Source organism: Mesorhizobium sp. M7A.F.Ca.US.007.01.2.1, assembly GCF_003998165.1.
Lineage (GTDB): Bacteria > Pseudomonadota > Alphaproteobacteria > Rhizobiales > Rhizobiaceae > Mesorhizobium > Mesorhizobium ciceri.
Window position 1 is genome coordinate 12,956 of the sequence record NZ_RZQP01000054.1, and the last position, 20,192, is coordinate 33,147.

19 protein-coding genes and 1 tRNA gene are annotated in these 20,192 nt (G+C 62.4%); 11 read left to right on the forward strand and 9 right to left on the reverse strand.

All coding sequences use genetic code 11. The annotated features are described in order from the left end of the window. Window positions 1-53 precede the first annotated feature (53 nt). Window positions 54-129, reverse strand: a tRNA-Phe gene (locus EN949_RS12780). A 321-nt stretch (window positions 130-450) separates the two neighbouring features. Further along, entirely contained in the window at window positions 451-1,344 is an 894-nt protein-coding gene (locus EN949_RS12785) for a helix-turn-helix domain-containing protein (RefSeq protein ID WP_024504770.1), read from the reverse strand. An 85-nt stretch (window positions 1,345-1,429) separates the two neighbouring features. Between EN949_RS12785 and EN949_RS12790 the strand changes: the two genes are divergently transcribed. From EN949_RS12790 to EN949_RS12810, 5 genes are all read left to right on the forward strand, one after another. Then, entirely contained in the window at window positions 1,430-2,701 is a 1,272-nt protein-coding gene (locus EN949_RS12790) for an extracellular solute-binding protein (protein WP_063170038.1), read from the forward strand. Between the two features lie 206 nt (window positions 2,702-2,907). Beyond that, window positions 2,908-3,768: a sugar ABC transporter permease gene (locus EN949_RS12795; protein WP_013530184.1), complete on the forward strand. Its 861-nt coding sequence runs from the start codon at window positions 2,908-2,910 to the stop codon at window positions 3,766-3,768. Next, the gene (locus tag EN949_RS12800) at window positions 3,765-4,601 is read left to right on the forward strand and encodes a carbohydrate ABC transporter permease (protein ID WP_013530185.1); all 837 of its coding nucleotides are present in this window, start codon (window positions 3,765-3,767) and stop codon (window positions 4,599-4,601) included. Before EN949_RS12795 ends, EN949_RS12800 begins: the two co-directional genes overlap by 4 nt. An 8-nt stretch (window positions 4,602-4,609) precedes the next feature. Continuing rightward, window positions 4,610-5,704, forward strand: a complete 1,095-nt coding sequence (gene ugpC, locus EN949_RS12805; RefSeq protein WP_127365683.1) for a sn-glycerol-3-phosphate ABC transporter ATP-binding protein UgpC — start codon at window positions 4,610-4,612, stop codon at window positions 5,702-5,704. Window positions 5,705-5,739: 35 nt separating this feature from the next. Then, the gene (locus EN949_RS12810; protein ID WP_127365684.1) at window positions 5,740-7,767 is read left to right on the forward strand and encodes an aldo/keto reductase; all 2,028 of its coding nucleotides are present in this window, start codon (window positions 5,740-5,742) and stop codon (window positions 7,765-7,767) included. A gap of 27 nt (window positions 7,768-7,794) precedes the next feature. Here the strand turns inward: EN949_RS12810 and EN949_RS12815 are convergent, their stop codons facing one another. Then, complete coding sequence (locus tag EN949_RS12815) at window positions 7,795-8,670, reverse strand: AraC family transcriptional regulator (RefSeq protein ID WP_082826649.1); 876 nt, start codon at window positions 8,668-8,670, stop codon at window positions 7,795-7,797. A 246-nt stretch (window positions 8,671-8,916) separates the two neighbouring features. Here EN949_RS12815 and EN949_RS12820 point away from each other — a divergent pair, with 246 nt between their 5' ends. The 6 genes from EN949_RS12820 (at window position 8,917) to EN949_RS12845 (ending at window position 17,942) form a co-directional block, all read left to right on the forward strand. Continuing rightward, entirely contained in the window at window positions 8,917-10,383 is a 1,467-nt protein-coding gene (locus tag EN949_RS12820; RefSeq protein WP_027163426.1) for an alpha-glucosidase/alpha-galactosidase, read from the forward strand. A gap of 146 nt (window positions 10,384-10,529) precedes the next feature. Next, window positions 10,530-12,614 (forward strand): ABC transporter substrate-binding protein, encoded by a 2,085-nt coding sequence (locus EN949_RS12825; protein ID WP_127366751.1) that lies wholly within the window; start codon window positions 10,530-10,532, stop codon window positions 12,612-12,614. A 111-nt stretch (window positions 12,615-12,725) separates the two neighbouring features. Then, window positions 12,726-13,733, forward strand: a complete 1,008-nt coding sequence (locus tag EN949_RS12830; protein ID WP_013530191.1) for an ABC transporter permease — start codon at window positions 12,726-12,728, stop codon at window positions 13,731-13,733. Between the two features lies 1 nt (window position 13,734). Continuing rightward, a complete protein-coding gene (locus tag EN949_RS12835) occupies window positions 13,735-14,874 on the forward strand; it encodes an ABC transporter permease (RefSeq protein WP_024504776.1) in 1,140 nt (379 codons plus the stop codon). A 10-nt stretch (window positions 14,875-14,884) separates the two neighbouring features. Then, window positions 14,885-16,552 carry an ABC transporter ATP-binding protein gene (locus tag EN949_RS12840; RefSeq protein ID WP_127367162.1) on the forward strand — a complete coding sequence of 556 codons (1,668 nt, stop codon included), beginning with the start codon at window positions 14,885-14,887 and terminating at the stop codon, window positions 16,550-16,552. 19 nt (window positions 16,553-16,571) lie between these two features. Continuing rightward, entirely contained in the window at window positions 16,572-17,942 is a 1,371-nt protein-coding gene (locus EN949_RS12845; RefSeq protein WP_127367163.1) for an alpha-glucosidase/alpha-galactosidase, read from the forward strand. 5 nt (window positions 17,943-17,947) lie between these two features. Here EN949_RS12845 and yacG read toward each other — a convergent pair whose 3' ends face one another. The 6 genes from yacG to EN949_RS12875 form a co-directional block, all read right to left on the reverse strand. Further along, entirely contained in the window at window positions 17,948-18,145 is a 198-nt protein-coding gene (gene yacG / locus EN949_RS12850) for a DNA gyrase inhibitor YacG (protein ID WP_013530195.1), read from the reverse strand. Then, window positions 18,142-18,771 (reverse strand): Maf-like protein, encoded by a 630-nt coding sequence (locus tag EN949_RS12855; RefSeq protein ID WP_013530196.1) that lies wholly within the window; start codon window positions 18,769-18,771, stop codon window positions 18,142-18,144. Before EN949_RS12855 ends, yacG begins: the two co-directional genes overlap by 4 nt. Before the next feature lie 21 nt (window positions 18,772-18,792). Continuing rightward, window positions 18,793-19,011, reverse strand: coding sequence for a translation initiation factor IF-1 (infA, locus tag EN949_RS12860; protein WP_006200926.1), 219 nt, complete (start codon window positions 19,009-19,011; stop codon window positions 18,793-18,795). 87 nt (window positions 19,012-19,098) lie between these two features. Next, a complete protein-coding gene (locus EN949_RS12865; RefSeq protein ID WP_013530197.1) occupies window positions 19,099-19,569 on the reverse strand; it encodes a low molecular weight phosphatase family protein in 471 nt (156 codons plus the stop codon). After that, the gene (locus tag EN949_RS12870) at window positions 19,557-20,042 is read right to left on the reverse strand and encodes a UPF0262 family protein (protein WP_013530198.1); all 486 of its coding nucleotides are present in this window, start codon (window positions 20,040-20,042) and stop codon (window positions 19,557-19,559) included. Before EN949_RS12870 ends, EN949_RS12865 begins: the two co-directional genes overlap by 13 nt. 6 nt (window positions 20,043-20,048) lie before the next feature. Then, window positions 20,049-20,192, reverse strand: a 144-nt coding sequence (locus EN949_RS12875; RefSeq protein WP_206534947.1) for a histidinol dehydrogenase, incomplete at its 5' end; no start/stop codon positions are given.

A 20,192-nucleotide genomic window follows, 5' to 3' on the forward strand; every position in this document is an offset into this window, starting at 1 on the left:
TCAGCTAACGACCAGTTAGTGCCGCTATAGCTTGCTTTTCTTTGAGTAAAAAATGGTGCCCAGAGGCGGATTCGAACCACCGACACGCGGATTTTCAGTCCGCTGCTCTACCAACTGAGCTATCTGGGCCTGTTCCGGCAAACGAAAACTCGCAGGCCGGAATTCATCGAGGCGCCGTGGGCGCCCCTTGAAAGCGCGTGGGTTATAGCACGGGAATTCGGCCTGTCCAGCGCCTAGGTGGCGATTTCAGGCAGGAAAAGCGATGCCGTGCGGCGCCCGGGTTTCCATGCCGCTTGTGGGCCGGAATCGCGCACGGCATGGCACGATCCGGCCTTCGCCATTCTTGTCCGTGCCGCTATTGCAGGCTGAAACGCCGTGACATGTCTTTTAGCCGGGGCGGTCGAGGCGCAGCAATGCTCGCGGCACCGGGCGCCCGCAAGTCGCCATCGCCTATCTGGCGCCGGTCACGCCGCGGCGAAAATCGGAAGGCGACATGCCGGCGAGCTTGCGGAACGACTTGTTGAAGGCGCTGAGCGAGCCGAAACCCGAATCCATGGCGACACGCAGCACATTGGCGTCCTGATGCATCAAAAGCGCCTGCGCATAGCTCAGCCGCAACAGGTTCACATACTCATTGAGCGTCATGCCGGTGGATTTCTTGAACAGGCTCATGGCGTATTTGGGATGGATGTCGGCGGCCGCGGCGATGTTCACGCAATCGATGTCATAGAGGAAGTTTTCGGCGATGAAATCGCACATGCGTCCGACATTCCGCGACGATTGCTGGTCAAAGGGGCTGCCTGTTTCCTGATCGGTCGGAGTTGCGGATACCAGCCGATAGGGCTCGAACCGCACTCGCTCCAGCCGCAGCAGCAATTCGTTGACGGCATGTTCGGCCTTGGCCTGGTCGCCGGACCGGGCGTAGCGGTTCCAGCGCTCGAAATTATGGTTGTCGGACTGGTCGGTGGCTGATGTCACCAGTGTTGCGCCCGTCATCAGCCGGTGCCTTATATCCGTGGGCAGGTGCAGCCGGAAGAAATGCACCAGCGGCAGATGCGCTCCGGCATAGATGGCGTCGTCGGACAAATCGTCCATCTGGTGCGGCAGGCCACCCCAGAACAGGCACATCTCGCCGGCCGAAAGCGAAATCTCGTGGTCGTTCATGCGGTAATGCACGCTGCCGCGCACGATGAAATTAACCTCGACCTGGGCGTGCCAATGCGGCTTGAGCATCACCAACGGATTGGTGTGAAACATCTGCAGGAGCAGCGGCAGGCCTTCCACGCTGCTGGCCCCAGGCTGGTAGAACGGCCGTTCAGGCATCTTACTTTCCGCCAATTTCATATTCCCTTTGACGGCGACAGGCCTTGCCCGGTGCATAGTCTAGCCACGCTCACAGTGAGAGAGCAAATGAAATGGGAGGATTTCAATGCGCATCACAATGACCTGCGCCGCGCTCGCGCTTGCCCTGGGCTCAGCCCCGGCCTTCGCGCAATCCGGCGAAATCACCATCTGGAGCTGGAATGTCGCGGCTTCATCGCTGAAAGCGACCATTGCCGGCTTCAACAAGCAATTTCCCGACGTCAAGGTCACGGTCCAGGATCTCGGCAACCAGCCGACTTACGACAAGTCGATCGCCGGCTGCGCCGCCGGCGGCGTCGGGCTGCCTGATGTCGTCACCATCGAGAACGGCGAGGCCGAGAATTACTGGAGCCAGTTCCCCGACTGCTTCGTCGACCTGCATACGCTCGGTTACACAGCCGACGACCAGAAAAAATTCCCTGATTTCAAGCGCACCGAGTTGGAAGTGGGCGACAAGGCCTACGCGATGCCGTGGGATTCCGGCCCGGTGGCCGCCTTTTATCGCCGCGACTTCTACGAAAAGGCCGGCGTCGATCCGGCTTCGATCAAGACCTGGGACGATTTCATCGCCGCCGGCAAGAAAATCCAGGCCGCCAATCCTGGCGTCTCGATGACCAATGCCGATTTCAATGGCGACTCGGAATTCTTCCGCATGATCTCCAACGAACAGGGCTGCGCCTATTTCTCCGAGGACGGACAATCGATCACGGTCAACCAGCCCAAATGCATCGATGCCATGACCAAGGTCAAGGAGATGAAGGACGCCGGCATCATCTCGTCGGCCGACTGGGGCACCAAGATCACCAACAACACCGCCGGCACCGTCGCCACCCAGATCTATGGCGGCTGGTATGAGGGCACCATTCGCACCGAATCTGCCGGCGAAAACGGCAAATGGGGCGTCTATCTGATGCCGAGCCTCACCGCCGACGGGCCGCGCGCCGCCAATCTCGGCGGGTCCTCGCTGGCCATCACCTCGGCTTCCAAGAACAAGGAGGCTGCCTACGCCTATCTGAAATACACGCTCGGAACCAATGAAGGCCAGATCACGATGCTGAAGGAGTTCGGCCTGGTACCGTCCCTGGTCTCGGCACTCGACGATCCCTATGTCGCGCAAGGCCTATCTTACTGGGGCGGCCAGGCGGTATGGAAGGACATTCTCGGCACCTTGCCGAAGGTTGTTCCGAGCCGCGGCACGCAGTTCCAGAGCGACGCCGAAATCATCGTCCGCGCCGTGCAGACCAAGTATCTGGCCGGCGGCTATCCGGACGCCAAGGCGGCGCTCGACGATGCCGCAAGCCAGATCGCGGCGGCGACCGGACTGCCCGTCAAATCTTGATCACCGCTTCTCCTTCTCCCCTTGTGGGAGAAGGTGGATCGGCGCGATAGCGCCGAGACGGATGACGGGTGCTCCAGGGGAGTGAGACGTTTGCGTTCCTTGGAACACCCCTGATCCGTCGCCTTCGGCGACACCTTCTCCCACAAGGGGAGAAGGGAAGACCCAGGCGACGGCGTGAAACAACAAGCGGTACAAGGAGGAGCAAGATGCGCAATCGTAACGCCACGGCCTATCGCTTCCTCACGCCCTATCTGCTGATCTTCGCGATCTTCTGGGTGTGGCCGATCATCAGCTCCTTCATGATCTCCTTCCAGGCGACGCGCACCGTGCCGTGGCGGTTCGCGCCGAGCTTCAACTGGGGCCGGTTGATCGGCGATCCGGCCTTCTTCAACGCCCTGAAGAACACGCTGCTCATCCTGGTCATCCAGGTGCCGGTGATGATCTCGCTGGCGCTCGTCATGGCGGTGCTTTTGAACTCGCCGCTCTTGAAGGCGCGTGGCCTCTACCGCTTCGCCTTCTTCGCCCCGGTCGTGGTCGGCGAGGTTGCCTATTCGGCGGTGTTCCGGCTGATGTTCAACCTCGATTTCGGCATCATCAACAAGCTCCTGAACAGCGTCGGCCTGCCCAAGATCGACTGGTTCTCCAACGTCACGCCGGCGATGGCGCTGATCATGATCGCGGTGACCTGGCGCTGGGCCGGTTACAACGCCATCATCCTGCTCGCCGGCATGCAGTCCATTCCCGAAGACGTCTACGAGGCGGCGACGCTCGACCGCGTCAGCAAGCTCAAGCAGTTCTTCTATATCACCCTGCCGTTGCTGAAGCCGGTCATCGTGTTCTGTCTCGTGCTGTCGATCATCGGCACCATGCAGCTGTTCACCGAGCCCTTCCTGATCACCGAGCGCGGCGGGCCGGGCGGCGGCACGGAGACGCTTGGCCTGCTGCTTTACCGCCAGGGCTTTCGGTCGCTCAACTTCGGCTACGCCTCGGCCGTCGCCTACACCATGGCCGGGCTGGCGATCGCCATCACGCTGGCGCAGCTGTGGCTGACGAGGGAACCGAAATGAGTTCGCGCTCCTCCGCCAGGCTGGGACGCAGCATCGCTCTGCATCTGTTCCTGACGCCGCTGGCGCTGATCTGGCTGTTTCCGCTGTGGATGATGGTGGTGTTCTCGACCATGCCCGACAACGGCATCTTCAGCCCCGGCATCGAGCTTTTGCCGCACGGCAATTTCATCGACAATTTCAACAATCTGCAGCGTGACACGAACTTCGTCGGCGCCATCGGCATTTCGGTCTCGGTGGCGGTGACCTACACCATCCTGTCGGTGCTGCTGACGTCGATGGCCGGCTGGGCGCTGGCCCGCTACCAGTTCTTCGGCAAGGGCGCGGTTGTCGCCATCATACTGGGCACCATAACGCTGCCCTATGCGGTCGTGCTGATCCCGCAGTTCATCATGGTGGCGCGCGACTTCAAGCTCGCCAACACCTGGGTGGCGCTGATCGTTCCGCCGCTGTTCAATTCGCTCGGCGTGCTGTTCATGCGGCAGAGTTTTTCGATGATGCCGGACGACCTCTTCGATGCGGCGCGCGTCGAGGGCGTGAAGGAGTGGCGCATCTTCCTCTTTGTCGCGCTGCCTTTGGCGCGGCCGATGCTGGCCGCACTCGCCATCATCCTGTTCCTCGCCTCCTGGAACAATTATCTGTGGCCGCTTTTGATCAATAGCCAGCCTGGTTCGATGACGGCGCCGGTGGCGCTCGGTACGCTGATCGGCCTCACCAAGGTGTCATGGGGCGGCATCATGGCGGGCGCCGTAATGCTGACGGTGCCGATGCTGGTCGTCTTCGTGCTGCTGCAGCGCCATTTCATCGCCGGCATTGCCGCCGGCGCGGTCAAGTAAGGGGCAGCATGGCAACGGTCACGCTCACCAATGTCGTCAAGCGCTTCGGCGTCTTCGAGGTCGTCCATGGCGCCAGCATGGACATCAAGGACGGCGAGTTCGTCGTCTTCGTCGGCCCCTCCGGCTGCGGAAAATCGACGCTGCTCAGGATGATCGCCGGGCTCGAGGACATCAGCGGCGGCGAGATCGCCATCGGCGGCAAGGTGGTCAATGATGTCGAGGCGGCCGAACGCGGCATCGCCATGGTGTTCCAGTCCTACGCGCTGTATCCGCATATGAGCGTCGAACAGAACCTCTCTTTCGGCCTGCGCATGACCGGCAATCCAAAAGCCGACACCGAACGGCGGGTGAAGCGGGCGTCCGAGATCCTGCGCATCAGCGAATTGATGGACAGGCGCCCGAAAAAACTCTCAGGCGGCCAGCGCCAGCGCGTCGCCATCGGCCGCGCCATCGTGCGCGAACCGCAGGTGTTCCTGTTCGATGAGCCGCTCTCCAATCTGGACGCCGAATTGCGCGTCCAGATGCGCGTCGAGATCTCCCGGCTTCACAAGGAACTGGGCACGACAATGATCTATGTCACCCACGACCAGACGGAGGCGATGACGCTCGCCGACAGGATCGTCGTGATGCGCGCCGGCCATATCGAGCAGATCGGCCGGCCACTCGATCTCTACGACAACCCCGACAATCAGTTCGTCGCCGGCTTTGTCGGCTCGCCGAAGATGAATTTCATCAAAGGCCGGGTTGTCGGGCACGATGCACGTGGCGTTGTGGTCGAACTGGCGGGCCAGGAGAAGACCCGCATCACGCAACCGCTGACTGGCACTGCGCCCGAAATAGGCAGCCCAAAAATCGGCAGCAAGGTCATTGTCGGTGTGCGGCCCGAACATTTCGGCAATGCCGGAGAAGGCGACGCCGACCTTGTGGTTGCCATCGACGTGATCGAGCACCTGGGCGGCACAAGTTTCCTCTATGCCAGAACGGCCAACGGTGACGACGTGGTGATCCAGCGTGACGCGGCAAAGGTCCCCGACACGTCCGAGATCACCGTTTCCATCCGCAAATCCTACCTGTTCGACGAAAAAGGACTGCGGCTGCGCTGACCGCCAGCCCTTTCCAGCCTTCAAGGAGAATGACAATGACCGCAACCACGCCCATTCGCTGGGGCATTCTCGGCCCGGGCAGCATCGCCCAGTCCTTTGCCGGTGGCGTGGCCGCTTCGGACACCGGCAAGCTGGTCGCCATCGGCGCACGCAATCCCGCCAAGCCGGGGCTTGCCGAGCGTTTTCCCGGTGCCCGTATCCTCGACGGCTACGACGCGCTGCTCGCCGACCCCGACATCGACGCCGTCTACATTTCGATACCGCATCCAGACCATGCGCAATGGGCAATCAAGGCGGCCGAGGCCGGAAAGCATGTGCTGTGCGAAAAGCCGCTGGCGCTGACCGCCTTCGAGGCCGACGCCATGATGCATGCCGCGCGCAAGGCCGGCACATTCCTCGGCGAAGCCTTCATGTACCGGTTGCACCCGCAGACCAAGAAGCTGGTGGAGCTGATCAGGTCCGGCGTCATCGGCGAGATCAGGATGATCAAGTCGAGCTTCGGTTTCGCCATGCCGGGCTTCATGCCGCAGCACCGGCTCTATGCCAACGATCTCGCCGGCGGCGGTATTCTCGATGTCGGCGGTTATCCCGTCTCGATGGTCCGGCTGATTGCCGGTGCGGCCGTCGGAAAGCCCTTCAGCGAGCCAGACAAGGTGGTCGGCACCGCCCATCTGGGCCAGTCCGGCGTCGACGAATGGGCCTCCGCGCTGCTGCATTTCCCCGACGGCATTGTCGCTGAAGTCTCCTGCAGCATCTCGCTCAACCAGGACAATGTCCTGCGCATCCTGGGCACAAGGGGCCGCATCGAAGTGCCGGACTTCTGGTTCGCCGGCGGCAACCGCGATGTCGGTCTCGGCCGGATAGACGTCATCGCCTCCGATGGTACGCGCCAGACCATCAGCGTCGACGAGAAGCGCCATGTCTATTCCTTCGAGGTCGACGCAGCCGGCGAGGCGATCCGCGCCGGCGGCCAAGAATTCGCCTGGCCGGGCATGGCGTGGGCGGAAAGCCTCGGCACCTTGCGTGTGCTGGACAAATGGCGGACGGCAGCCGGCCTCGAATACGGGATCGAGAAGGCCGAGCAGCGCACCAACACCATCTCCGGCCGGCCGCTACGGTCCGGCGGCACGGCGGTCGCCAAGCGCACCATTCCTGGCCTGTCGAAGCCGGCATCGGTGGTGGCGCTCGGCTTCGAGGATTTCCGTACGTTTTCCTCAGGTTCGATCCTGCTCGATGCCTTTTTCGAGGCCGGCGGCAATCTCTTCGATACCGGCTATGTCTATGGCGGCGGCTATACCGAGAAGCTGCTTGGCGAATGGTTGAAAAACCGTGGCGTGCGCGCGCAATCGGTAGTCATCGCCAAGGGCGCGCACTCGCCGCTGTGCTATCCTGATGTGATCGGCAAGCAGCTCGACCAGACGCTCGAACGCCTGCAGACCGATCATGTCGATGTCTACTTCATGCACCGCGACAATCCGGATGTGCCGGTCGGCGAATTCGTCGATGCGATGGATCGCGAGGTCAAGGCCGGCCGCATCCGCGGCCCGTTCGGCGGTTCGAACTGGACGATGGAACGCCTGGATGAGGCAATTGCCTACGCCGAACGCACCGGCAAGCAAAAGCCCGGTGCGCTGTCCAACAATTTCTCGCTGGCCGAAATGCTGGAGCCGATCTGGGCTGGCTGCGTCACGTCCTCCACGGACGCGTGGAAGGCCTGGCTGACATCCAGGCAGATGCCGAATTTCGCCTGGTCGAGCCAAGGGCGCGGCTTCTTCACCGATCGGGCGGGTCGCGACAAGCAAGACAATGAGGAACTGGTGCGGGTCTGGTACTCCGAGCGGAATTTCGGCCGCCGCGATCGGGCGATCGAACTTGCCGCGAGACTGGGCAAGAGCCCGATCCATATTGCGCTGGCCTATGTGCTCGCTCAGCCCTTCCCCTCCATCCCGCTGATCGGGCCACGCACGCTGGATGAACTGGACGACAGCCTGCGCGCTCTCGACATCACGCTTTCGCAAGCCGATCTCGAATGGCTGGACGGCGGCAGCCTGCGCGCTGCCTAGTTGGCTGCCTGTTTAACCGTGGCGGCGTCAGGTCTCGTCATCGAACGCCCTGACGCCGCGCCTGGCCGGAGTCCGCAAATTCGCGTACATGCCTGTGGTGCGGAATTGGCTCGGTGTGATGCCGTAGCAGCGGCGGAAGACCTTTGAAAAATAGTTCGCTTCCTCGAAGCCGCATAGGATGGCGACCTCCTTCACCGGCAAAAAATCCGCTTTGGTCAGCAGCTTCGCCGCGCGTTGCAGGCGCTGCTGCAGCACGAACTCGGCCGGAGGCAGGCCTTCGCTCTCGGCGAAACAGCGTGAGAAATGGGCTCGGCTGAGGCCGCTGATCTGGACCAGGTCCGCCACCGGCAGCGGCTTGTCGAGATTGGCGTTGATGTGATCGATGACCGGCTGCATGGCGCTTAGTTTTTCGGCGAAGGCATGGGAACCGAAGACATCGTCATAGAGCGCCATCGCAGCCTCGTAGGCTATCGCGGAAGCAGCACCCGGCGAAGCGGCGCCTTTGATCAGGCGCAGGCTGCAATCGGCAAGATGATCGATTGTCGCCGGCTGCAGCCGAAATACAGGACCCGAGACGCTGAGGATCGACTTGTGGATGCGCAGCGCTTCCTCGCCGTTCATCGAAATCCAGAAATATTCCCAGCGCTCATCTCCAGCCAGCCAGTAGCGGTGGTTGTGCGGCACCAGCACCAGCAATGTGTCGTTCTTCTGCAAGCGGTAGTTGCGGTTTTCGTAGCGCAGCCGGCCAGTCCCGCTGATTGTGTGCTGGAGCACGGTGAACGGTGTCTGACCGCGCTTGCGGCCGTCCCAGTCGTAGATTTCGTCCTCGCGCACTTCGTAGCCCGTGCTCGTCGGCATGGCGTGCAGGCGCTGGCGGCCGCGCGGCAGCGAGATCGTGCGCATGGACTGCCCGTGTTCTATCAAATCATGCAGCACAAAATTACCCCTGAAAGCATAATCCTTCTCTGGTCGCGCCCGCGAATAAGCGCATAATCCCCATCGAAAAGCGAGAGAGATCCGCAGTCAAGGAGCGGACAGGGAGGTTGGCGAGCCGGATTCCGGCTTGTCCTGCATACATGTCGCGGCATGTGGCTACAGCCTCCATTGTCATTCCTTGCCTGCAATTCGAAATGGAATGAGGTGCGGCTGATGAGTTTCAAAATCGCTATCATCGGTGCCGGCAGCGTCGGCTTCACCAAGAAATTGTTCACCGACATCCTGTGCGTGCCCGAATTCAAGGACATCGAATTCGCGCTGACCGACGTCAGCGAGCACAATCTTCAGATGATCAAGGCGATCCTCGACAGGATCGTCGAGGCGAACAGGTTGCCGACCAGGGTGACGGCGACCACCGACCGCCGCAAGGCGCTCGAAGGCGCTCGCTACGTCATCAGCTGCGTGCGGGTCGGCGGCCTCGAAGCCTACGCCGACGATATCCGCATTCCCTTGAAATACGGCATCGACCAGTGCGTCGGCGATACGATCTGCGCTGGCGGCATTCTCTATGGCCAGCGCAATATTCCGGTGATCCTGGATTTCTGCAAGGACATACGCGAGGTCGCCGAGACGAACGTCAAATTCCTGAACTACGCCAACCCGATGGCGATGAACACCTGGGCGGCGATCGAATACGGCAAGGTCGACACTGTCGGGCTCTGTCACGGCGTCCAGCACGGCGCCGAGCAGATCGCCGAGGTGCTTGGCGCGAAGTCCACGCAGGAGCTCGACTATGTCTGTTCCGGCATCAACCACCAGACCTGGTTCATCGACCTGCGCCTCAACGGCCGCCCCATTGGCAAGGATGAACTGGTGGCCGCTTTCGAGGCGCATCCGGTCTATTCCAGGCAGGAGAAGCTGCGCATCGACGTCCTGAAGCGCTTCGGCGTCTATTCGACCGAAAGCAACGGTCATCTTTCCGAATATCTGCCCTGGTACCGCAAACGTCCCGACGAGATCACGCGCTGGATCGATATGTCCGACTGGATTCACGGCGAGACCGGCGGCTATCTCCGCTACTCCACCGAAACCCGCAACTGGTTCGAGACGGAATATCCGCAGTTCCTCGAAGCGGCGTCCAAGCCGATCGACCGCGAGAAACGCTCCAACGAGCATGCCAGCCACATATTGGAGGCGCTGGAGACCAACCGCGTCTATCGCGGCCACTTCAACGTCAAGAACAATGGGGTGATCACCAACCTGCCGCACGATGCCATCATCGAGTCGCCGGGCTTCGTCGACCGTTTCGGCATCAACATGGCCGCCGGCATCACGTTGCCGGAGGCTTGCGCCGCCACCTGCATCGCTTCGATCAACGTCCAGCGCATGTCGGTGCATGCCGCGATATCAGGCGACATCGATCTTCTGAAGCTCGCCGTGCTGCATGACCCGTTGGTCGGCGCGGTTTCGACGCCGGAGGAGGTTTGGCAGATGGTCGACGAAATGGTCGTCGCCCAGGCAGCCTGGCTGCCGCAATACGCCCATGCGGTTCCGGCCGCCAGGGAGCGGCTGTCGACATCCAAGGTGAAGACCCGCGAGTGGGCGGGCGCCGCACGGCGCAGCGTTCGCTCGATCGAGGAATTGCGCGCCGAAAAAGCCGCGCTGAAGCAAGCCGGCTGAAACGGGCCGGCTGAAACGGGCCGGCTGGAAATTCATGCGGTGATGGTGGATCCATGGGAGGCGGATCCACTGCCACGAAGCCGTTTGAATTCGAGGAGAGGCGGAGCGGGTGCAAACGCTCCGGACCAACAAGAGGGAGAGAGACAGTGAGGAATTTACGCAATATCGGCCTTGCTGCCGGACTGGCGCTGAGCGTCTCGGTCTCGGCACTCAGTGCATACGCTTCCGAGCCGACGGTTCCGCCGGCGCCGACACCGTTTCCCGCCGAAGGCAAGATCAATTATGTCGCGCGCGACTCCATTCTGGAGTTCAAGGCGCTTCCCGAATATCACGAGCCCGACTGGGTCACCGAGAAATACGTCAAGACCGGCAAGCTTCCGCCGGTGAAAGACAGGCTGCCGAAGGAGCCGCTGGTCTTCAAGACGGGCAATATGCAAGACGGCATCGGCGTCTATGGCGATACGATGCGCCACGTCATCGGCGGGCGGCCGGAAGGCTGGAACTACGGCGCCGGTCAGACGCAAGGCTGGGGCGGCATCGACATCGGCCTCTCCGAATGCCTGACGCGCACCGCCCCGCTGTTCCAGGTCGAGGCCAAGGACACCGAGCCGCTGCCGAACCTGGCCAGGAGCTGGGATTGGTCGAGCGATGGCCACAAGCTGACCATGCACCTCATCGAAGGCGCGAAGTGGTCGGACGGCGTGCCGTTCAATGCCGACGACGTCATGTTCTACTGGGACGACGAGGTCGTCGATCCCAACGTCTCGCCGCTGAACGGCGCCACGCCGGAAACCTTCGGCGTCGGCACGACGTTGAAGAAGATCGACGACTACACCGTCGAATGGACCTTCAAGGACGCCTTCCCCAAGCAGTACCTGTATGCCATGGCCTACGGCACCTTCTGTCCTGGTCCCGCGCACATCCTGAAGCCGCAGCATCCGAAATATTCGAAGAACACCTACGATCAGTTCAAGAATGCCTTCCCGCCGGAATTCATGAACATGCCGGTGATGGGCGGCTGGGTCCCGGTCGAATACCGGCCGGACGACATCATCGTCATGCGCCGCAATCCCTATTACTGGAAGGTCGACGAAAAGGGCAATCAACTGCCCTATCTCAACGAACTGCACTACAAGCTGTCGACCTGGGCCGATCGCGACGTCCAGGCGGTGGCCGGCGCGGCTGATTTTTCCAATCTGGAGCAGCCGGAAAATTTCGTCGCCTCGCTGAAGCGTGCGGCGGAGGCGAACGCGCCTGCCCGTCTTGCTTTCGGCCCGCGGCTCATCGGCTACAATCTGCGCTTTAATTTTTCCGCCAATGGCTGGGGCAATCCGGACGAACGCGGCCAGGCGATCCGCGAGCTGAACCGCAACGAGGATTTCCGCAAGGCCGTCACAATGGCGCTCGACCGCAAGGCGCTCGGCGACTCGCTGGTCAAGGGGCCGTTCACCGCCATCTATCCCGGCGGCTTGTCGTCAGGAACCAGCTTCTACGACCGCAATTCGACGGTCTACTACCCCTTCGACCTCGATGGCGCCAAGGCTGAACTCGCCAAGGCCGGCCTCAAGGATACGGACGGCGACGGCTTCGTGAATTTCCCTTCCGGCACCGCCGGCGGCAAGAATGTCGAGATCGTGATGCTGGTCAACAACGACTACACGACCGACAAAAGCCTTGCCGAAGGCGTCGTCGCCCAGATGGAAAAGCTCGGGCTGCGGGTCGTGCTCAACGGCCTCAACGGCACCCAGCGGGACGCTTCGCAATACTCCGGCCGCTTCGATTGGCTGGTCCGGCGCAACGAACAGGAACTGACCTCGGTGGTGCAGAACACCGTGCAGCTTGCCCCTGTCGGCCCGCGCACCAGCTGGGACCATCGTGCGCCGGAAAATGGCGAGGTCGATGTGATGCCGTTCGAAAAGGACCTCGTCGACATCGTCAACAAGTTCGTCTCCACGCAGGACAATGACCAGCGCGCCAGCTTGATGAAACAATTCCAGAAGATCTCGACGGAGCACGTCTACAATGTCGGCCTGACGGAATATCCCGGCGCGTTGATCGTCAACAAGCGCTTCTCGAACATTCCGCAGGGCACGCCGATCTTCATGTTCAACTGGGCCGAGGATTCGATCATCCGCGAACGGGTATTTGTCGCCGCAGACAAGCAGGCGAAATATGAATTGTTCCTCGATGAGCTGCCCGGCAAACCTGGAGAGAAGGGGCTGATGAATTAGGTTTACCTCCCTGACTGAGAGACCTCCGGCCGCGCCGCTGGCGCGGCCGGACAAACCAACCTCCGGACGCAACCAAGGGCGCGATCGGCGAGACAAGGAAACGAACCGTCCATGCTGCGATTCCTGCTCACGCGCATAGCGTCGGCAATCCCGGTCCTCGCCATTTTGAGCCTGGCCACCTTTGCCATCATCCAGGCGCCGCCGGGCGACTATGCCGACTACATCCGCTCGCAGGCGATCAACCAGGGTGGAGCTTCCTTTGCCGAGGCCGACGCGCAGGCAAAGGCCTATCGCATCGAGCATGGCCTCGATAAGCCGCTGCCCGTGCAGTATCTCAACTGGATCGTCGGCATCGTCACTCGAGGCGATTTCGGCTACAGCCTGTACTACAACAAACCGGTCGCCGATGTGGTCGGAGAGCGCCTGCCGCGCACGCTCCTTCTGGCGCTGGTCTGCCATCTGCTGGCCTCGGTGCTGGGCATCACATTCGGCATATGGGCGGCGACAAGGCAATACACCTGGATCGACTCGACACTGTCGGCCATCTCCTTCCTCGGTATGACGGTGCCGCGCTTCCTGATGGCGCTGATCATCGTCTATCTCCTGGTCTTCCAGTTCAACGTGTCTGAGATCGGCTCATTCTTCTCGCCGCAATATGGTGGTGCGCCGTGGTCGTGGGCCAAATTCGTCGACCTCGTCAAACATGTCTGGCCGGTGGTGGCGATCGCCACTTTCGGCGGCCTCGCCTACAATATGCGCGTCATGCGCGGCAATCTGCTCGATACGCTGAACGCGCAATATGTCGAGACGGCAAGGGCCAAGGGGCTGACGGGTGCTGCCGTCGTCATGCGCCACGCCGTGCCCAACGCGCTGCATCCGCTCATCATGTATCAGGGCGTGGTGCTGCCCTATATGCTGACCGGCGAGATCGAGACGGCGATCATCTTCGCACTGCCGACCGTCGGCCCGGCGATCGTCGGCTCCATGGCTGTCGGCGACGTCTATGTCACCGCCACCTTCATGATGGTCCTGTCGGCGACGCTCATCGTCGGCAACATCATCGCCGACATGCTGCTCGTGCTGCTCGATCCGCGCGTGCGCCAGTTCGGGGAGCGTTGAGATGCTGGCGCGCGATCCATCCCCTCCACCGCTGCCTGCCGAAGGGCCCATCGTCGCCAAACCGGCGCATGGCAACGAAAGCTACATGGCGCTTGTCTGGCGCCGGCTGAAGCGCTCCTGGACCGGCATGGCCGGGCTCTGGCTCGTCGTGCTGCTGCTGGTGATGGCCGTATTCGCCGAATTCATCGCGCCAATGGACCCGAAGGTCACGGATGTCGGCTTCGCTCCGCCGCAGGTGCCAAGCTTCCATGACAGAGACGGCGGTTTCACCGCACGGCCGAGGGTCTATGCGCTGGCCGATTCGGCGGACCTCGATCCGGTCACTTTCCAGCCCGTCGTCGGCCCCGACTATGATCATCCTAGGCTGCTCGGTTTCTTCGTGCATGGCGCGCCCTACAAGCTGTTTGGGCTGCTGCCGGCGGACCGGCATCTGTTCGGCTCGCTGGACGGCCAGCCGGTGCATTTCCTGGGCACCGACAAGTTCGGCCGTGACGTGCTGTCGCGCGCCATCCACGGCTCGCGCGTCTCGCTGATGATCGCCCTGACGGTCGTCTTCATCATCACCGTCATCGGCACCACCGTCGGCATGGTTTCCGGCTATTTCGGCGGCAGGTTCGATGTCTGGATGCAGCGCTTCGTCGAACTGGTGCTCGCCTTCCCGCAACTGCCGCTCTATCTGGCGCTGACGACGCTGATCCCGGTCACCGCTCCCACCAACGTCTTCCTCGCTTTCGTCATCATCGTCATGTCGGCCTTGGGCTGGGCGCAGATGTCGCGCGAGGTTCGCGGCAAGACGCTGGCGCTGGCGCGGATCGAGTATGTGCGCGCCGCCATGGCGGTCGGCGCCACCGACCGGCGCATCATCATGCAGCACATCTTCCCCAATGTGATGAGCCATGTGATCGTCGCCGTGACGCTGGCGATCCCGACCGTGGTGCTGCTCGAATCCTTCCTCGGTTTCCTTGGCTTCGCCGTCAAGCCGCCGCTGATCTCGTGGGGCCTGATGCTGCAGGACACCGCGACCTATTCCGTCATTGGCACCTATCCCTGGATCCTGTCGCCGGTCGGTTTCGTGCTGGTCACTGTCTTTGCCTTCAACGCGCTGGGCGACGGCCTGCGTGACGCCGTCGACCCTTATTGAGGTGGCACAAATGGCCGTCGCGCTCGCCGAATCCTTCGCACCGATCGTCCGTCACGACCATGACGGACGCCAGGACCAGCCGATCATCGATGCTCGCAACGTCGCCGTGGCCTTCAAGGTGGAGCATGGCGTCGTCGAAGCGGTCAAGGACATCTCGTTCCAGCTCTATCGCGGCGAGACGATCGCCATCGTCGGCGAATCCGGTTCGGGCAAGTCGGTGACGGCGCGCACCGTCATGGGCCTGCTGTCGCGGCGCGCCACGGTGTCGCCCGGCTCGAGCGTCTGTTATGACGGGCAAAACATCCTGAAATTTCCCGAGAGCGCCCGGCGCAAGCTGCGCGGCAACCGCATCTCGATGATCTTCCAGGAGCCGATGAGTTCGCTGAACCCGATCTATACGGTCGGCAGCCAGATCGTCGAGGCGATCCGGGTGCATCGTAAGGTCAGCCGCAAACAGGCTTGGGCGCGAGCGCTCGAACTTCTGCAGCACGTGCAGATTCCCGATCCTGCCGCGCGGCTCAGACAATACCCGCATCAGCTCTCGGGCGGGCAACGCCAGCGGGTGATGATCGCCATGGCGCTGGCCAACAATCCCGACGTGCTGATCGCCGATGAGCCGACCACGGCGCTCGATGTCACCGTCCAGGCGCAGATCCTGAACCTGATCCGCAGCCTGCAGAAAGAGCTGCGCATGGCGGTGATCCTGATCACCCACGACCTCACCGTGGTGCGCCAGTTCTCCGACTACGTCTATGTCATGCAGCATGGCGAAATGTGCGAGCACAACGTCACCGAACGGCTCTTCGCCGACCCGCGGCATCCCTATACGAGGCGGCTGCTGGCTTCAGAGCCGCATGGGCAGCCGAAGCCGCTGCCGGAGGGCTGTGGCACCATTCTCGAGGCCAGCGGCGTGCGCGTCTCATTCATGCTGCGCCACGGCACCTTTCTGAAACCCGACTGGCGCGAATTGGTCGCCGTCGACGATCTCAGCCTGAAACTCTGTCGTCATGAGACGCTGGGGCTGGTCGGCGAGTCCGGCTCCGGCAAGACCACCTTCGGCCAGGCCCTGCTCCGGTTGATCGACGCCAAGCGCGGCGAGATCCGTTTCGACGGCAAGCCGATCCACGGCCTGTCGCGGGCCGAGATGCGGCCGTTGCGCTCGCGCATGCAGATCGTCTTCCAGGATCCGTTCTCCTCGCTCAACCCGCGCATGACGATCGGCCAGATCATCGAGGAAGGGCTGATCGTCAACAGCATAGGGGCGACGCGGCGCGAGCGGGTCGAACGGGTGCGCGACGCGCTGGTCAGCGCCGGCATGCCGGGCGATATACTGTCGCGGTTTCCGCACGAATTCTCTGGTGGCCAGCGGCAGCGCATTGCGATCGCCCGCGCCATAGCGCTTGAACCAGAATTCATCCTGCTCGACGAGCCGACATCGGCGCTGGACCTCTCCGTCCAGGCGCAGATCATCGACCTCCTGCGCAAGCTGCAGGACGAGCGCGGCCTCAGCTACCTCTTCATCTCGCACGACCTCAAGGTGGTGCGTGCGCTGTGCCATCGCGTGATCGTCATGCAGAACGGCAAGATCGTCGAGCAGGGCCCCGTCGACGACATCCTGTCCAATCCCAAGACCGCTTACACCGAACGGCTCGTCAGGGCCGCTTTCGATGTGGCCTGAACATATGCCGGAGGTTAGCATGGCAAGAAATCCCAAGATCACGTTCATCGGCGCCGGCTCGACGGTGTTCATGAAGAACATTGTCGGCGACGTGCTGCAGCGCCCGTCGCTGTCCGGCGCGACGATCGCGCTGATGGACATCAATCCGCAGCGGCTGGAAGAGAGCGCCATTGTCGTCAACAAGCTGATCGCGACGCTTGGCGTCAAGGCGAAGACCGAGACCCATTCGGATCAGCGCAAGGCGCTGGCCGGCGCGGATTTCGTCGTCGTCGCCTTCCAGATCGGGGGCTACGAGCCCTGCACAGTCACTGACTTCGAGGTGCCGAAGAAATACGGCCTGCGCCAGACGATCGCCGACACGCTCGGCGTCGGCGGCATCATGCGGGGCTTAAGGACCGTGCCGCATCTGTGGAAGGTGTGCGAAGACATGCTCGCCGTCTGCCCCGATGCGATCATGCTGCAATATGTCAACCCGATGGCGATCAACACCTGGGCGATAGCAGAGAAATACCCTGAGATCAGGCAGGTCGGCCTCTGCCATTCGGTGCAGGGCACGGCAATGGAACTGGCTGAAGACCTCGACCTTCCCTACGAAGAGATCCGCTATCGCTCGGCCGGCATCAACCACATGGCGTTCTATCTGAAGTTCGAGCATCGCCAGCCGGACGGTTCCTACCGCGACCTCTACCCAGATCTCGTGCGCGCCTATCGCGAAGGCCGCGCGCCCAAGCCCGGCTGGAACCCGCGCTGTCCCAACAAGGTGCGCTACGAGATGCTGACCAGGCTCGGCTATTTCGTCACCGAGAGCTCGGAGCACTTTGCCGAATACACGCCCTATTTCATCAAGGAGGGCCGCCCCGACCTGATCGAGAAATACGGCATCCCGCTGGATGAATATCCCAAGCGCTGCATCGAGCAGATCGAGCGCTGGAAGGGACAGGCTGAAGCCTATCGCTCGGCCGATCGCATCGAGGTAGAGCAGTCCCGGGAATATGCCTCCTCGATCATGAATTCAGTCTGGACCGGCGAGCCGTCGGTGATCTACGGCAATGTCCGCAACAATGGCTGCATCACCTCGCTGCCCCGCGATTGCGCCGCCGAAGTGCCGTGCCTGGTCGATGCCTCCGGCATCCAGCCGACCTATATAGGCGAGCTGCCGCCGCAATTGACCGCGCTGATCCGCACCAACATCAACGTGCAGGAACTGACGGTGCGGGCTCTGATGACCGAGAACCGCGAGCACATCTACCACGCGGCGATGATGGATCCGCACACCGCGGCCGAACTCGATCTCGACCAGATCTGGTCACTGGTCGATGATCTCTTGGCCGCTCACGGCGACTGGCTGCCGGGCTGGGCGCGGGTGGCGCGCAAGACCGAGGCCGCCTGACGACCTCATTTCGGAGCGTCGGGATCCGTCTCTTCCTCGTCATCGCGGGCCTTGATGACATAGGCGCCCTTCAGCCAGCGGTTGAGGTCGATGTCCTTGCAGCGCGTCGAGCAGAACGGAAAGCTGTCGCGCGCCGAGGGCTTGCCGCATTCGGGACAGGGGCGCTTTGGGCGCAAGGGCGTGACTTTGGGATCGGAATTCACAGCCGGGTTCCCGCCAGCCAGCCGCCATGCACCTTGAAGCCTTCGCCGCTCAGCAGCGCGATGGTCTCATAGAGCGGCAGCCCGACGATGTTGGTGTAGGAGCCGACCAGCTTGACGACGAAGGCGCCGGCGAGGCCCTGGACGGCGTAGCCGCCCGCCTTGCCGCGCCATTCGCCCGAGGCGATATAGGCGTCGATCTCTTCGCGCGGCAGCCGCTTGAAACGCACCCGCGTCTCGACCAGGCGCTGGCGCAGCTTGCCACCCGGGGTGATAAGGCAGATGCCGGAATAGACCCGATGCGAACGGCCCGACAACAGCCCGAGACAGTTGGCAGCGTCGTCGAGGGTTTCTGCCTTGGGCAGGATGCGCCGCCCGACGGCAACCACCGTGTCGGCGGCCAGCACGAAACCCGGCGCATAGTCGGCTTCGGTCTTCAGTGAGGCGAACGCCTTCTCGGCCTTTTCCTTCGACAGCCGCTTGGCCAGCGAGCGTGGATGCTCGGCACGCAGCGGCGTTTCGTCGATATCGGCCGGCAGCACGCGGTCCGGCTCGATCCCGGCCTGCTGCAAGAGCTCGATTCGGCGCGGCGAACCCGAGGCAAGCACCAGCTTCTGCAAAATGCTCATCGCGGACCAGTCGGGCTTTGCTTACTTGAAACGATAGGTGATGCGGCCCTTGGTCAGGTCGTATGGCGTCATCTCGACCAGAACCTTGTCGCCGGTCAGCACGCGGATGCGGTTCTTGCGCATGCGGCCGGCCGTATGGGCGATGATTTCGTGTTCGTTTTCGAGCTTTACCCGGAACATCGCGTTCGGCAACAATTCCGTCACGACACCCGGAAACTCGAGGACTTCTTCCTTCGGCATTCGATACCTTTGCTTGGATGGTAGTTCCAGCACCCTGGCCGGAATTTCGGCGGAACCTATATGATAATCGTCCGCTTGTGAACACGCTTAATCCGTCGCGTTTTTTGCCTCTGGAAGCAAGAAACGTCGGCCTATGCGCACCTTCAGCCGCTCGCGGACGTCCCGGTACGCTGCCATGATCTGTTCGCGCGTGCCACCGGCGTCGGTCGGGTCCGGCGTCGGCCAATATTCGACCTCGACGGCGAGCGAGCGGGTGAGTTCGAGTGCGGCGTGGTGCGCTTCGGGTGCCAGCGTGACGATCAGGTCGAAATAGTCGTCCTCGAGATCGTCCATCGTCCTTGGGTGGCGCTCGCCCAGCGTGAGATCTTCTTCGGCCAGCACCGCATCGACGAACGGATCGCGCTCGCCGGCGCGAACGCCGGCCGAAGCGACAAAGACGGTGGCGGGCAGCATCCGGCGCGCCAGCTGCTCCGCCATTGGCGAGCGCACGGCATTCATGCCGCACAGGAACAGGATCGAACGGGGCAGGGCGCCGGGCGACAGGGCTAGCCCCGCCAGTGCAGCACGCAGACCAGCGTGAACAGCCGGCGCGCCGTGTCGAAGTCGATGTCGATCTTGCCGGACAGCCGGTCCATCAACGTCTGCGAACCTTCATTGTGCAGGCCGCGGCGGCCCATGTCGATCGCCTCGATATGGCTCGGCGTCGAGGAACGGATGGCGTCGTAGTAGCTTTCGCAGATCATGTAGTAATCCTTGACGATGCGCCGGAGCGGCGTCAGCGACAGGATATGGGTGACGACGGCGGTGCCATCCTCGCGCGCAACGGCAAACACCAGGCGCTGCTCGGCCAGCGACAGTTTCAGCCGGTAAGGGCCGTCGCCGCTGTCATTGACGGGCTGGAAACTGTTCTCCTCGATCAGGTCGAAGATCGCCACCGCGCGTTCATGCTCGACATCCGGCGTTGACCGGCCGATCGATTCATCGAGTTCGACATCGATCAGCCTGGCGCGGGTTTGATCGGGGCCAGACATCGCCGCCTACATGTTCAACCGTATGGCGACGGAGCGTCCATGCGCGTCAAGACCCTCCGCCTTTGCCAGCGCAATCGCCGCCGGCGCCAAGATACGCAACTGCTCCGGTCCAAGCTTGAGGATCGACGTGCGCTTGACGAAATCGAGCAC